Consider the following 13,659-nt stretch of genomic DNA (forward strand, 5'->3'; position numbering starts at 1 on the left):
GTCGCTAGTAAAAGTAATGGATTACAACCTTATGTTAATTAATGTATAAAAAATAGTGATGTTTAATTATTTGTTATAGAAAAAAACAATACTACAATAAAAACATTAGATAGAAATTGACTTGTTTAATAGAACATTGCCCGTAAATTTGCCATAGAAATAAAAACAAATCATTTAAATAAAATAATTATTATGGCAACAGCAGTTGGAAAAAAATTCCCAAACTTAGCAGTAGATGCAATGAATGAATTAGGAGATACTTTTAAAGTAAATGTTTTAGAAGAAGCTCAAAAAAACAACAAAAAAGTATTGTTGTTCTGGTATCCAAAAGATTTTACTTTTGTTTGTCCTACAGAATTACACGCTTTTCAGGCAGCTTTAGGTGAGTTCGAAAAAAGAAATACTGTTGTAATCGGTGCCTCTTGTGATACTCCAGAAGTACACTTTGCTTGGTTAAGTACAGCTAAAGATAACGGAGGAATTGAAGGTGTAACATATCCTTTATTAGCAGATTCTAACCGTAACTTATCTGAAGTTTTAGGTATTTTAGATATTGCTGGAGAAACTTTTAACGAAGAAACTGGAACTTACGTAAAAGAAGGAGATAACGTAACTTACCGTGCTACTTACTTAATTGATGAGGAAGGAACTGTATTCCACGAAGGAATTAACCACATGCCAGTTGGACGTAACGTAAACGAATTCTTAAGATTGATTGATGCTTATGCTCACGTACAATCTCATGGAGAAGTTTGTCCTGCAAACTGGGAAGAAGGTAAAGAAGCAATGGGAGCTGATGCAAAATCTACAGCTGCTTATTTAGCTAAAAACTAATTATAAGAAGTTTAAAGTACAGGGTTTAGAGTGTTTTAATAAAGCTTTATAATCTTTTTACTTTTAAACTGTAAAAACCAAAAAACCGGGTGTTTAAAGTTGATGAAATCAATCATCCGGTTTTTTAGTATCTAATATTCAAAAAAACAAAAATTAAAATTCTATTGATTATGAAAGAATTAACTACAGATACACTTCAAGAAGAAGTAAGTAATAACGAATTGGTTTTTGTACAATATTCTGCAGGATGGTGTGGAAATTGTAGAATTATGAAACCAAAATTCAAAAAGTTTTCTACAGAGGTAACCAATGCAGAGTTTGTAATTGTAGATGCTGAAAAGTATCCAGAATCTAGAAAATTAGCAGATGTAAGTAACTTGCCAACTTTTGCCGCTTTTAAAAATGGAGAATTGGTAAAGCAAACACAAACAAATAAAGCAGACGTATTAAAATCTTTTATCGATGAAGTTACCAGTAATTAAGCATATGACTCAGTTTGTGGCTGAGAATGATATAGATTATATACACGAAACTATTGAAACTTTAGAAGCGCTAACAGAAGTAAGTTCTTTAAAAGATGAAGAGTTAGATGTATTAGGAGAAATTATTTCTAACCTATACGGAGCTGTTGAGGTAGATAAAGAAATTAAAAATGGAGTTCCTCAAAAAGAAGCGTTGAATAATTTTATGAAACGTGTGTTAGGATCTATAGATCAGTAATTGTTTATCTGTTGATACCCTTATTTGTTGAGTTGATATTGGAAAAACAAACAGAACAATTAAACGGTTACACAATTAAAAAAATCAACAAAAAAATAAGGTGTTCGAGCGAAGTCGAGAACAAAATTGTATCAATAAATCTACACAACAAATAAACAAAAAGTTTGAAAAAAGCCTATTTTAATTGGAGTTCTGGAAAAGACTCATCTTTAGCTTTGTATAAAACATTGAATCAATCTGATTACCAGATTGATTTTTTGTTGACTAATATTAACAGAGATGTTAACCGAGTTTCTATGCATGGATTGCGAGAAGAGTTGTTAGAAACTCAAGCGGCATCTATTGGAATTCCTTTGCGTAAAATTGAATTTTCTGGAAACGTAACCATGAAAGAATACGATGAGGTTATGCAAAATGCTATGCAAACTATTGTAGATGAAAATTACAAACATTGTTTTTTTGGTGATATTTTTCTAGAAGATTTAAAAGACTATAGAGATACAAAATTAGCTCAGGTAGGAATTGCTGGAGTATATCCATTATGGAAACAAAACACCAAAACTTTGTTAAAAGAATTTTTGTCTTTAGGTTTTAAAGCCATTACCGTTTGTGTAAATGCTCAATATTTAGACAAAAGTTTTGTAGGTAGAATTATTGATGAACAATTCATTAAAGATTTACCAGAGAATGTTGATATCTGTGGTGAAAATGGAGAGTTTCATACCTTTGTTTTTGATGGCCCTATTTTTAAAACCCCCATTGCATTTACCAAAGGAGAAATAGTTCATAAAACATATCAACCTGCCAATAATGATGACGATAATTGTTATCAAAATAACAAAGAAGTAAATTGGGATACTGGTTTTTGGTATTGTGATTTAATTCCCAATTAGAAAGCCATCTTTTATTACATTTACAAAATCAGAATTAACATAAATAAGTTTGTAAATGCTCAGTATTTTATCCGTAGAAAAAAAAGACTTAAATAGAATTGTTTCCATTTTTAATAGAGAAATAGGGAGATTTGTCCTTTTTGTTTTTGTTTTGTTTTTTGATAGTATTTACTTTTCAGAAAATGTAACCACTTCACAGTTACCCATTAATATTTTAATGCTTGGAGGGTTTTTAAAAATGTATTTCAGGTCAACTCCAAGAGTTAAAGAGTCTATGATATATGCTGTAATTATAGGTTTTTTTGGAGAACATTTGTTTTCTAGAGGGTTAGAGATGTATACTTATAGGTTAGAAAACGTTCCTTTATATGTGCCTTTGGGACATGCTGCCTTGTATGGTAGAATTTTAATGTTTAGTAAAGCAGGAGTGGTAAAAAAACATCACACTAGTGTAGAGCAAGTTTTTACCATTGTTATAGCATTGTTAGCCACAACATACCTTTTGTTTTTTAACGATGTATTTGGTTTTGTAATGACCATTTGTGTTTTTTTAATTCTTTGGAAAAAGCCAAAACACAGGTTGTTTTTTTATGCCATGTATATTTTAGTGGCGATATTAGAAATAGGAGGAACAGCTTTTGGTTGTTGGAAATGGCCAAAAACAGCTTTTGGAGTCTTTAGCTTTTTACCAAGTAACAATCCTCCAAGCGGAATTAGCCTTTTTTATTTTTTATTAGATATAAGTTGTTTTTATGTATATATTCTTAGAAATAAATTAGCGTGGAAACGATTAAAAAATATTAGAAGTTAATGTAAATTAATTATTGTGAATTCGTAATTCAATAGTATTTTTACGACACATACTACCTCTTGTAACAATTACTTATGACTAGCATACAAATACCTTATAAAGACACTGGATTTTTTTCTAAAATCATGTTAGATTATTTAGAAGGAAAAGAAAGTTTAAAACCTTTTTATCATCGTTTTCCTAGTATAAATAACTTTGAAGCACAAATAGAAGAAAAATCTAAGTCTTTTTCTTTAGAGAGTAGAAAAATATTGGTAGCAGCTTTAGAACATCAATATAAAGAAATTGATATAAGTAATTTGACCCAACAAAATATAAATAATTTAGTACTGTCTAATACGTTTACTATTACTACGGGACATCAGTTAAACTTGTTTTCTGGACCATTATATTTTTTGTACAAAATAGTTTCAGTCATTAATTTATGTAAAGAGTTAAAGGAAAAGTATCCAAAACAGAATTTTGTTCCTATTTATTGGATGGCATCCGAGGACCATGATTTTGAAGAAATTCAATATTTTAACTTTAAAAACCAAAAAATAAGTTGGGAAACACAAGCAAGTGGAGCAGTAGGTAGATTAAATACTAATGGATTGGATGAGGTTTTTAAAGAATTCTCTAGTCTGTTAAATTCTGGAATTCACGCCAATGAGTTAAGAGAACTTTTTAAGAAAGCTTATTTAGAACATAACAATTTAACAGATGCTTCACGTTATTTAGTCAATGCTTTGTTTGGGGAGTATGGTTTGGTGGTGGTTGATGGTGATGATAAAAACTTAAAATCATTATTTAAACCTTATGTTTTACAAGAATTAAAAGAGCAAATTAGTTATAAAAATGTAACTAATACAAGTGGGAAATTAGCAGAACAGTCATATCCAAATCAAGTTCATCCTAGAGAGGTTAACTTATTTTATATTGGAGATGGCTTTAGAGAAAGAATTATAAAAAAAGAGGAGGTTTTTACAGTAAATAATACTTCATTAACGTTTTCATCGGCAGAAGAAATTTTTGATAAAATAGATAATACTACTGATGTTATTTCGGGAAATGCTTTGTTAAGACCTTTGTATCAAGAAGTAATTTTACCTAATTTATGCTACGTAGGAGGGGGAGGAGAGCTTGCTTATTGGATGCAGTTAAAATCTACTTTTAAAGCTTTTAATGTTCCTTTTCCAATGTTATTAATGCGTAATTCTGCTTTGTTGGTTACTCAAAAACAACAAAAAAAAGCAGCGAAGTTAAATGTATCTATAGCTGAACTTTTTTTATCACAAAACAAATTAATAGCAAAAAAAGTAAACCAAAAATCAACCATAAATTTTAATTTCGAGTTAAAACGTAAACAATTAGCTCAAAATTTTAAAGAATTAGAAACGCTAGCCTTACAAACCGATGCTTCTTTTATTGGAGCTGTAAAAGCACAAGAAAAAAAGCAATTAAAAGGCTTAGATAAGTTAGAAAAACGTTTATTAAAAGCAGAAAAGAAAAAAATGTACGACATGGTTACTCGTATAGAACTGTTACAAAATGAATTGTTTCCAAATCAATCTTTAGAAGAAAGACAACGTAATTTTGCTGATTATTATGAATCTTATGGAAAAGAGCTTATTACTATTTTATTAAAAGAATTAAAACCTTTAAATCAAAAATTTACAGTTGTTAATTTATAGAATATTACAATTATTTTATTCTGTAATTACTTAATATTTCATCCATTTCTAACTTAAACTTAGTTCCCTTTAGTAAGTCTTTAAGTTGATGTAATTCGTTATGACTTAGTTTCATTCTTATTTCAGTTTCTTCGGCCTGGTAAACCACCATTTTATTTTTTAAATCCTTAGGACAAGTACACTCTTTATGATAATCTATTATTTGCTCCATAGATTTTATAAAAGTAGCTAGTTCGTTGTGATTTATCATAAAACTTACACTTCTTATTTCTAGTACCACTATAGATAGTTGTTGTTCATTAATCAGTTCATAGGTTATTCCTAGTATATTTTCATAAATGGTATTAATAGTACGCATGTTTTTAATTTTTTTCAAATATAAAAATTATTTTTATTTAGAATTGATAAAAATAAAAAAACATTAATGAAGAAACCAGAAACTTTTTATTGTTAATTCTATTAATAACACTCTAGATTACATAACTACAATTTCTATTTAGAGTAATGATTTGTGTAAAATTTATACGCTTTTAACTTTCATTTTACACGGTTTTACACAATTTATTTTTGGCATAAAAAACCGAATTAATTATTAATATACTGAAAACGTGTGGTTTATTGTTGGTTGGAGTTCTTTGTTGGTTTGCTGGCACATTTCTTTCTTTATTCTAGTTGTAAATAATTAATAACAAATTCAAAAAATAATTATCATGAAAAAAATCATTTTATCAATCGCAATTTTAGCAAGTGGTGTATCAACGTATGCAATGACAAATAATGTAGCATCAGCTACTGTTGTAAGTGCAGTCTTAAATGAAGGGTTTACAGAAGTAGCTGTAGATAAGTTGCCAGAAGCAGTTACTAATGCCGTAAAAAAGGATTATCCAAACGCAACAATTGACAAGGCTTATGTAAATGACAAAGCACAATATAAGTTAGAAATTTCTGCTGATGATGCTGCAAGTACAGTTTATATAGACAAAGATGGAAACTGGTTAGAGGTTAAGTAATCTTGAATAAGTAAAGCAAATCAAAAGTAAATATTAAAAACAAAAATAATTATTATGAAAAAAGTCATTTTATCAATCGCAATTTTGGCAAGTGGAATGTCAACGTATGCAATAACAACTAATGTAGCACCTATTACCGCTATTAATATTGTTATGAACCAAGGGTTTACAGAAATTGCAGTTGACAAATTACCAGAAGTAATTACCAATGCTGTAAAAAAAGATTTTGAGGGAGCTACCATAGACAAAGCTTATGTAAACGCTAGTGAGCAATATAAATTAGAACTTTCTATAGAGGGGGCTAAAAGTACAGTTTATGCTGATAAAGAAGGAAATTGGGTAGAAGCTAAGTAGTACTTATAATTAACAGAGAATTAAAAACAATAATTAAATAATAAAAATTAAAGATCATGAAAAAAATCATTTTATCAATCGCAATTTTAGCAAGTGGAATATCAACATACGCAATGTATAACAATGTAGCACCAGCTACGGTTGTAAGTGTTGTAGTAAATGAAGAGTTTACAGAAATTGCAGTAGACAAATTACCAGAAGCTATTACCAATGCTGTAAAAAAGGACTTTGCAGGAGCAACTTTAGACAAGGCTTATGTAAACACAAAAGGACAATATAAATTAGAACTTTCTGCAGATGGTGCTACTAGTACAGTTTATGCCGACAAAGAAGGAAACTGGTTAGAAGCAAGTGCTATTCAATAATTATTAACAAACATTTTAGTACATATTAAAAATCAAAAAAATAAAATATTATGAAAAAAGTCATTTTATCAATCGCAATATTAGCAAGTGGAGTATCAACATATGCAATGTCTAACTTTGTAACACCAGCTACGGTTATAAGTGTTGTATTGAATGAAGAGTTTACAGAAGTAACTCTAGACAAATTGCCAGAAACCGTTACCAATGCTGTTAAAAAAGATTTTGCCATGGCAACTATAAAAAAAGCCTATGTAAACAAAAGTGATCAGTACAAGTTAGAACTTTCTGTTGATGGTGCTATGAGTACTGTTTATATTGATAAAGAAGGAAAATGGTTAGAGGAAAGTGCTGTTAAATAACATGCATATATACATTATAGTTTAAAACTTATAATTCAAGAAAAGGACGTTTTTAATTAAAACGTCCTTTTTGATTTAATTAGTCGCTATATATTAATATTTTTGTAATAAGAACCCCACATATGAAACAGATACTATTAATAGAAGATGATGTTACTTTTTCTAAAATGCTAAAGAATTTTATGGAACGACATCAATATGTAGTTGATGTAAGTTACACCATTCAAAACGCAACTAGCCAGTTAAAAAATAACAAATACGATTTGGTGTTTACAGACTTACGGCTTCCCGATGGTGATGGTATTAGTCTATTAACACAAATGAAAGAGAATAACAATCCTACTCCCGTAGTGTTAATGACTAGTTATGCAGAAGTGTCTACAGCTGTAAAAGCTATGAAACAAGGTGCTTTTGATTATATATCAAAACCATTTAACCCTAATGAGGTTTTAGAGGTAATAAGCAATGCATTAGAGGTTAATGATACCGAAATTACAACAGTAAAAACTCCTAAAACAAAAAAGGAAACTACTAATACCGATTTTGTAAAAGGGATCAGTGCAGCCTCTAAATCATTATCAGAATATATTCAGTTAGTAGCCCCTACTAATATGTCTGTTTTAATTACTGGAGAGAGTGGAACTGGTAAAGAAGTTGTGGCAAAAAACATTCATTTACAAAGCTTAAGAAGTGATCAACCTTTTGTAGCGGTAGATTGTGGAGCTATTCCTAAAGAAATAGCTTCAAGCGAATTTTTTGGACATAAAAAAGGATCTTTTACAGGGGCTATTAATGATAAAATAGGTCATTTTGAATCTGCCAATGGAGGTACTCTTTTTTTAGATGAAGTAGGAAATTTATCCTATGAAAATCAGATTCAGTTATTAAGAGCATTACAAGAAAGAAAGGTAAAACCTATAGGGAGTAGTCAAGAAATTAATGTTGATATTAGGTTGGTAACAGCTACTAATGAAGATTTGTTAGAGGCTGTTGAAAAGGGAGATTTTAGAGAAGATTTATATCATAGATTAAATGAGTTTTCTATAAAAGTTCCTAATTTAAAAGACAGAAACGATGATTTAATTTTATATGCCGATTTCTTTTTAAACAAAGCCAATCAACAATTAAACAAATCTGTAATAGGTTTTTCTAAAGAGGTATTAACTATTTTTCAGAATTATAATTGGCCAGGTAATTTAAGAGAATTATCTAATGTTATAAAAAGAGCCACTTTGTTAACTCCTTCAGATGTAATTGAAAAAATAGCTTTGCCTAGCGAATTGTTTCAACAAGAAAAGAACAAAGACCTATTGAAAAAATTTTCTACCAAAGAAAATGAAAAAGAATTGATTATAAGTGCTTTACAAGAGTCTGATAATAACAAAACACAAGCTGCCAAATTATTAAATGTTACAAGGAAAACATTGTATAATAAAATGAAACAATATGATATTAATTTATAAATGATTCCCTAAATACCTATTGTTACATAATCATTAATATTTTAATAAAAATCTGTTGGAAAAATGTTTGTGGTTAAATTAGGAGGAGAAAGCTTATTTAATGAATTCTTCTATTAGATGAAGTCTACTTGGGTGAACAAAAAAACAATTCCTAATACCATTATCTTCATTTCTTATTATAGTGGATACTTTTTTAAGACCTGTTTCGCTGTGATTATAAAAATCATAACCATATTTGTTGAAGATTGATTCAAGTTCCGATTCAATAGTGTTAAATAGGGTTTCACAGATGAATATAGGTTTAATTTTTTCAAGAACATAATCTGAGTGTTTTAGAATAAAATGTTCAGTTCCTTCCGTATCCATTTTTACCAAATCAATACACTTTTGCTCAGTATTTAAAACATACTCATCAAATGTCATTGTTTTTACTTCGGTAGGAACAAAATTTCGTCCTGAAGTTTTACTTCCTGCATTACTTTCTCCAGCTAAATTATGTTTAAGATAAGTATACTTCTTATTTTTAATTTCAAAAAATGTGATGTTGCCAGTTTTTTCCGATAAAGCAATATCTTCAACTATTATATTTTTAAAATTATTTATACGAATGTTTTCTTTTAAATAATGTAATGGACCATTAGCTGGTTCAAATGCTACAACTTTAATTTTTGGATTTTCCATTTCTGCAAGTAAAGAGTAGTAACCAATGTTTGAACCTATATCGTAAAATGTATCTAGTTTTTTTATCAGTTTTATAAAGATACTTGTGTATTCAAAATTTTGATACCCTTTCCAAAATAGCAAGTGAGTTAAATAACTAGTTTGGTTGGTTCTAATTTTTAGTTTCTTACTTTTTTTATTTTTTATAGTTAAGATTCCTGATGGTGGAATTTTAATGTTATCAGGAAGAAATACAGAAAATATTTTATTAATGTTTCTTAGTGCTTTATTAATTGCTGAATGGTATATTAACTTATAAATTATTTGCTTCATTTTTGGTGTTATTTTTAATAGTTTGTAATAATAAAAAAGTTTTTCTCTTATTTAATAGAGAGAACAGTATAATATTGTTCTGTTTAATTGGATAGCAAAATATTTATATACCTAATTTTATTGATGGAGATTTTTAAATAGGATCTGAATAATGCACTTTTATTTAGGTTTTAGAATTTTTTTTATCTCTTTCATACTGTTATGTCATTCTTAATATGCTCAAGAATATGATAACAAATAATCAAGTCATATTTGTTATCAGGTTTATCTATTGATTCTATATTTAACTTTTTTGTAGCATTAAATTATCCAACATAATCAGTTGTAATATATTTTACATTATCAGACAAGATTTTACAACTTGTTAAATATAGTAAAAGCATTTAAGTTAAAACTAAAGATATGTTGAGTTTAGCCGTTGTTAGCAATTGCCTTTTTTACCTTCTATATAATGAAAATCAGTTCTTAATTAAGAGATAATTTTTTCTAAAGCTCTTACAACATGTCTTTGGTTAAAAATAATATCATTTTTATTATACTTATAGTTTTTAGAGAAAATTCTGAAATTAATTTTCCGAAAGTTATATCTTTTTTTCAATTTTTATATGTTGCTTTTAACTTGCTTCTATTGGTAAAATACAAGTTGTGTAGCGATTTTATGTACATACGTTTTGGTCTCTAAAAGGTTTTAAGAATATGAAAAATCCATAGATGAAGAACGAACTCATCTATGGATTATATAAAATGTTAGGCCTAGTAGTGTTTTAACGTATTGCTTCATCAACCGATTTACTGTCTACAAATTGCTCAAAACTGATAATTTTGCCATCGTTTAGTTTCCAAATATGAGCAACTCTTGCTTTAAAACACTTGTTTGTTTTTTTATATGTGCCCGAATATGTGCCATAGGCAACTACTTTGTCTTCATCGGTAATATAATCTTCGGGTAAAAATTTATAATCAATCCACTCGCTACCCAAGCGCTTAAAAACATTTTCAGTAACACTTTCTAAACCAATATAAGTTCCTGCATACGGAAAACCTTTGGCTTCTGTCCAACTAATATTTTTAGCCACATATTTGGCTAAGTTTATACCGTTTTCTTCTGAATTTTCACCTTCATAGGTGCTTTTTATTATTTCTAAATTAGTCATTACTTCTTGTTTAAAAGAACAACTTGACACTATTAAAGTAATGTCAAGTTGATGATTGTTAAAGGTTTTACCATTTCATTTCTCCTGTGTTTACTTTTGCACCTAACATTAAGGCTGTTTCAAAAGTTAAATTTGGATATTTTGATTTTATGGTTGCTATTAAAGTTTCAGAAGTTTTGTTGTTTTTTAAAGCTTCTTCATAAAACTGAATATAATTCTTTGTGTGATTTACAGCATCAATAGTGAAATCTGAATTGGTATTTGCGTGGGCAGGTATCACAATTTCAGGTTTTAAATCACTGATCGTATTTAAGATTGAGATCCAGTTGTTACGTATATCTGTTGTTTGTGCATCTGCCATCCACGCATTAAATGTTGTGCCAAAAACATTAATACCACCCAAAGCTGTTTTAATTGATGGAATCCATACAAAAGTTCTTTTAGGGAAATCATTTAACCCAATAATTTCCAACTTTTCGCCTTCTAATTCAATAGAATTTTCTTTTAGAATTTGAGGTAAAATAGTATTAGACGTAATTTTATTACCTAATTTTTCTCCCCAAACATCTAATTTCTTTTGAGATGTTGTTTTAATATGTTCTACAGTTGCAGGCGATGCGTAAGCTGTAATCTCTGGGAAATATTTTTTAAATACTTCTAATCCGAAATAAAAATCAGGATCTCCATGAGAAATATAAATAGTGGTTAATTTTTTTCCTGAATTTTTGATTTCTTGTGCTACCTTTTCGGCATCTGCTAGAGTAAACTGAGCATCTATCAATACGGCATCGGTTTTCCCTGATACGATTACAGAGGCTACACCAAAACTGTTTTCTGATGCGTTGTAAACTTGCAATTTAAATTTGTTTGTTTCTATTGTTTTAGAAACTTGTGCTTGTGCATTCATTTTGGATAAAATTAAAATTGTTAAAAATACTGTTGAAATAATAGATTTCATTTTTTGTCTTGTTTTATGATGTTACAAAGATGCGATGGATAGTCATCACAAAACATTGAACAAGTTCAATAAATGAAAATCTAACTATTATTTTGTAGCTATTTTTCGTCTAATTTTACTTAAAAATTCATGACTTATGCCTAAGTAAGCTGCAATTTGTAGGTTGGTTAATCGTTGAAAGAGTTTAGGATATTTTTCAATAAACTCTATATAACGTTGATCGGCTGTTTTACTCAAATTATCTATCATTCTTCGTTGTAATGCGATATGTGTTTTTTGAGTCATGATTCTAAACAGTTTTTCTATTTTTGGAATGTTACTATAAGCAAATTCCTTATCTTTTTTTGAAATCAATAATACTTCACTATCTTCTAATGCTTGAATATAAAGTTGGGATGGTTTTTCATTGGTAAAACTATCTATATCGGTAATCCACCAATTTTCTTGAGCAAAATAGAGTACTTTCTCAAATCCATTATTATCTATATGATATACTCTGAAAAGCCCTTTAGTAACAAAGCCCTCAAACTTGCAAATTTGACCTTCTCGCAGTAAAAAGTGTTTTTTTTTAACTTTTTTTTGGTAGAATAAGTAACAAAAACTTTCTAGCTCTTTATTTGATAATGTAATATGATTTAAAATATTTTGTGTTAGTAACTCTGTCATGTTTTAATTTGGATTTAATGTTGTAGCTCAACAGATGTTATTTTATGTAATAGTGTATTATCCTGATAATAGGTTGCCCTTTTTTTAGGTTGATTATCTTCTTATCTAAATAGTAAGTTCAGGTAAATTTACATTATTTCTACGATATGATTTGTATTTGATGTTTGGATTTAGATGTACTTCAGCCGGCTTTCTTAAATCAAGACTAAAATGCGTTCTAAGATTATTATAAATATAAACAGCTTGTTTTGTCATTTTCTGAGCAATAGCTGTGTTTTTGATTGTTAATTTTAGTCCGTATTCGTATTTCAAAGTTTGATTAATTCTCTCAGCTAGGGCATTTTCATAAGGGTCGTATTGTTCTGTCATACTCATTGTCATTCCATTATTTTCAGCAAATTCGGTGTATTTGGGGTTGCAATATTGAAACCCTCTATCTGAATGATGAATAAGTTTTTTATTAGGGTATTTCCTGTTTTTAATAGCCATAGCGAGCGCTTGGGTACAAAGGGATGTTCTCATATGGTTTGCAAGGTTATAACCTATAATTTGCTTAGAATAGGCATCTGTTACGAATGCTAAATAATTATGTCCATGTTGGGTTTTAATATAGGTTATATCCGTCACCCAAAGCTGTTCAGGTCTTGTAGGTACTTGTTTTTTTACGATGTTTTTATACTTTCTAAACTGATGATTTGAGTTTGTTGTAGTATGGTAGTTTTTAATCCTAGGCACCAGCAAGTTATATTGTCTTAAAAAACGATAAAACTTGTCTCTTCCGATGTATATATTTTGTCCAATCATCTGCTCTTTAAGTTCTTTATGAAGTTTTATACCACCAGATCTTTGTCCAACATTTTTACGATATTTTTGGACCATTATGATTCTTTTTTTATCGTTTATTTCTTTGTTTTCGAGTGTTTTGATTCTTTTGTAGAAGGCTTGTTTACTGACCCCGAAGCATTGATAGATCCATTTTCTTTTAAAAGGTTTATCTTCTTTATTTCTATCTCTTTTGCTAATGTTTCGGGCAATGACTTTTTTGACATATCGACACCTGTAATGATTTCCATATCTGCAATGATATCCTGTTGAAAGTCTTTTACAAACTCCAATTCTTCAATACGTTGCTTTAATTTTTTTATTTCGTTTAGTTTACTCATACCTGTATTTTGTTGATGCAAAGTACTGTATTTATTTAACCAATAAGAAATGGTAGATCTAGAAATGTTATATTTCTTAGCAGCAAAGTTTACAGATATTTGACCATTTTGAATTTGGTCAATGACAAATAATTTGTGTTGAAAAGTAACTTTTTCGTAGTTTTTTTTTCGACAGGGTGTTTTTTTGTTTGTGTCCATAGTTTAACTAAAGTGTTTAATTTTTAGTCAACCTATTTCAGGAAA

Annotated in this window: 18 protein-coding genes; 11 read left to right on the plus strand and 7 right to left on the minus strand. The window is 28.9% G+C overall.

From position 1 onward, the window contains the following. Positions 1-192: 192 nt before the first annotated feature. From ACXGQT_RS00760 to bshC, 6 genes are all read left to right on the plus strand, one after another. The gene (locus ACXGQT_RS00760; protein WP_457829529.1) at positions 193-834 is read left to right on the plus strand and encodes a redoxin domain-containing protein; all 642 of its coding nucleotides are present in this window, start codon (positions 193-195) and stop codon (positions 832-834) included. 170 nt (positions 835-1,004) lie between these two features. Then, positions 1,005-1,316, plus strand: coding sequence for a thioredoxin family protein (locus ACXGQT_RS00765; protein ID WP_457829530.1), 312 nt, complete (start codon positions 1,005-1,007; stop codon positions 1,314-1,316). Then, complete coding sequence (locus tag ACXGQT_RS00770; RefSeq protein ID WP_457829531.1) at positions 1,297-1,554, plus strand: DUF6952 family protein; 258 nt, start codon at positions 1,297-1,299, stop codon at positions 1,552-1,554. The genes ACXGQT_RS00765 and ACXGQT_RS00770 overlap by 20 nt, the downstream gene beginning before the upstream one ends. A 164-nt stretch (positions 1,555-1,718) precedes the next feature. Beyond that, complete coding sequence (locus ACXGQT_RS00775; RefSeq protein ID WP_457829532.1) at positions 1,719-2,447, plus strand: Dph6-related ATP pyrophosphatase; 729 nt, start codon at positions 1,719-1,721, stop codon at positions 2,445-2,447. Positions 2,448-2,502: 55 nt separating this feature from the next. Further along, positions 2,503-3,258: a hypothetical protein gene (locus ACXGQT_RS00780; RefSeq protein ID WP_457829533.1), complete on the plus strand. Its 756-nt coding sequence runs from the start codon at positions 2,503-2,505 to the stop codon at positions 3,256-3,258. Positions 3,259-3,332: 74 nt separating this feature from the next. Further along, positions 3,333-4,931, plus strand: coding sequence for a bacillithiol biosynthesis cysteine-adding enzyme BshC (gene bshC / locus ACXGQT_RS00785; RefSeq protein ID WP_457829534.1), 1,599 nt, complete (start codon positions 3,333-3,335; stop codon positions 4,929-4,931). Positions 4,932-4,941: 10 nt separating this feature from the next. Here the strand turns inward: bshC and ACXGQT_RS00790 are convergent, their stop codons facing one another. Next, on the minus strand, positions 4,942-5,289 hold the full coding sequence (locus tag ACXGQT_RS00790; RefSeq protein ID WP_457829535.1) for a hypothetical protein: 348 nt from the start codon (positions 5,287-5,289) through the stop codon (positions 4,942-4,944). A 352-nt stretch (positions 5,290-5,641) separates the two neighbouring features. Here ACXGQT_RS00790 and ACXGQT_RS00795 point away from each other — a divergent pair, with 352 nt between their 5' ends. The 5 genes from ACXGQT_RS00795 (at position 5,642) to ACXGQT_RS00815 (ending at position 8,482) form a co-directional block, all read left to right on the plus strand. Continuing rightward, positions 5,642-5,941, plus strand: a complete 300-nt coding sequence (locus ACXGQT_RS00795) for a hypothetical protein (protein ID WP_457829536.1) — start codon at positions 5,642-5,644, stop codon at positions 5,939-5,941. A 54-nt stretch (positions 5,942-5,995) separates the two neighbouring features. After that, complete coding sequence (locus tag ACXGQT_RS00800; RefSeq protein WP_457829537.1) at positions 5,996-6,295, plus strand: hypothetical protein; 300 nt, start codon at positions 5,996-5,998, stop codon at positions 6,293-6,295. 56 nt (positions 6,296-6,351) lie between these two features. After that, a complete protein-coding gene (locus tag ACXGQT_RS00805) occupies positions 6,352-6,660 on the plus strand; it encodes a hypothetical protein (RefSeq protein WP_457829538.1) in 309 nt (102 codons plus the stop codon). Positions 6,661-6,710: 50 nt separating this feature from the next. Beyond that, the gene (locus ACXGQT_RS00810; protein ID WP_457829539.1) at positions 6,711-7,019 is read left to right on the plus strand and encodes a hypothetical protein; all 309 of its coding nucleotides are present in this window, start codon (positions 6,711-6,713) and stop codon (positions 7,017-7,019) included. 122 nt (positions 7,020-7,141) lie between these two features. Beyond that, the gene (locus ACXGQT_RS00815) at positions 7,142-8,482 is read left to right on the plus strand and encodes a sigma-54-dependent transcriptional regulator (RefSeq protein WP_457829540.1); all 1,341 of its coding nucleotides are present in this window, start codon (positions 7,142-7,144) and stop codon (positions 8,480-8,482) included. 93 nt (positions 8,483-8,575) lie between these two features. Here ACXGQT_RS00815 and ACXGQT_RS00820 read toward each other — a convergent pair whose 3' ends face one another. The 6 genes from ACXGQT_RS00820 to ACXGQT_RS00845 all read right to left on the minus strand — a co-directional run bounded on the left by ACXGQT_RS00820 (position 8,576) and on the right by ACXGQT_RS00845 (position 13,614). Further along, positions 8,576-9,475, minus strand: coding sequence for an FkbM family methyltransferase (locus tag ACXGQT_RS00820; protein ID WP_457829541.1), 900 nt, complete (start codon positions 9,473-9,475; stop codon positions 8,576-8,578). Between the two features lie 764 nt (positions 9,476-10,239). Further along, entirely contained in the window at positions 10,240-10,629 is a 390-nt protein-coding gene (locus ACXGQT_RS00825; RefSeq protein ID WP_457829542.1) for a nuclear transport factor 2 family protein, read from the minus strand. Positions 10,630-10,696: 67 nt separating this feature from the next. Beyond that, on the minus strand, positions 10,697-11,587 hold the full coding sequence (locus ACXGQT_RS00830; RefSeq protein ID WP_457829543.1) for an MBL fold metallo-hydrolase: 891 nt from the start codon (positions 11,585-11,587) through the stop codon (positions 10,697-10,699). Positions 11,588-11,674: 87 nt separating this feature from the next. Continuing rightward, complete coding sequence (locus ACXGQT_RS00835; protein ID WP_457829544.1) at positions 11,675-12,253, minus strand: Crp/Fnr family transcriptional regulator; 579 nt, start codon at positions 12,251-12,253, stop codon at positions 11,675-11,677. A 105-nt stretch (positions 12,254-12,358) separates the two neighbouring features. Further along, positions 12,359-13,225, minus strand: a complete 867-nt coding sequence (locus ACXGQT_RS00840; RefSeq protein ID WP_457830792.1) for an IS3 family transposase — start codon at positions 13,223-13,225, stop codon at positions 12,359-12,361. Beyond that, positions 13,153-13,614, minus strand: coding sequence for a helix-turn-helix domain-containing protein (locus tag ACXGQT_RS00845; RefSeq protein ID WP_457829545.1), 462 nt, complete (start codon positions 13,612-13,614; stop codon positions 13,153-13,155). Before ACXGQT_RS00845 ends, ACXGQT_RS00840 begins: the two co-directional genes overlap by 73 nt. Between the last annotated feature and the right edge of the window lie 45 nt (positions 13,615-13,659).

This window comes from Wenyingzhuangia sp. IMCC45467, assembly GCF_054111205.1.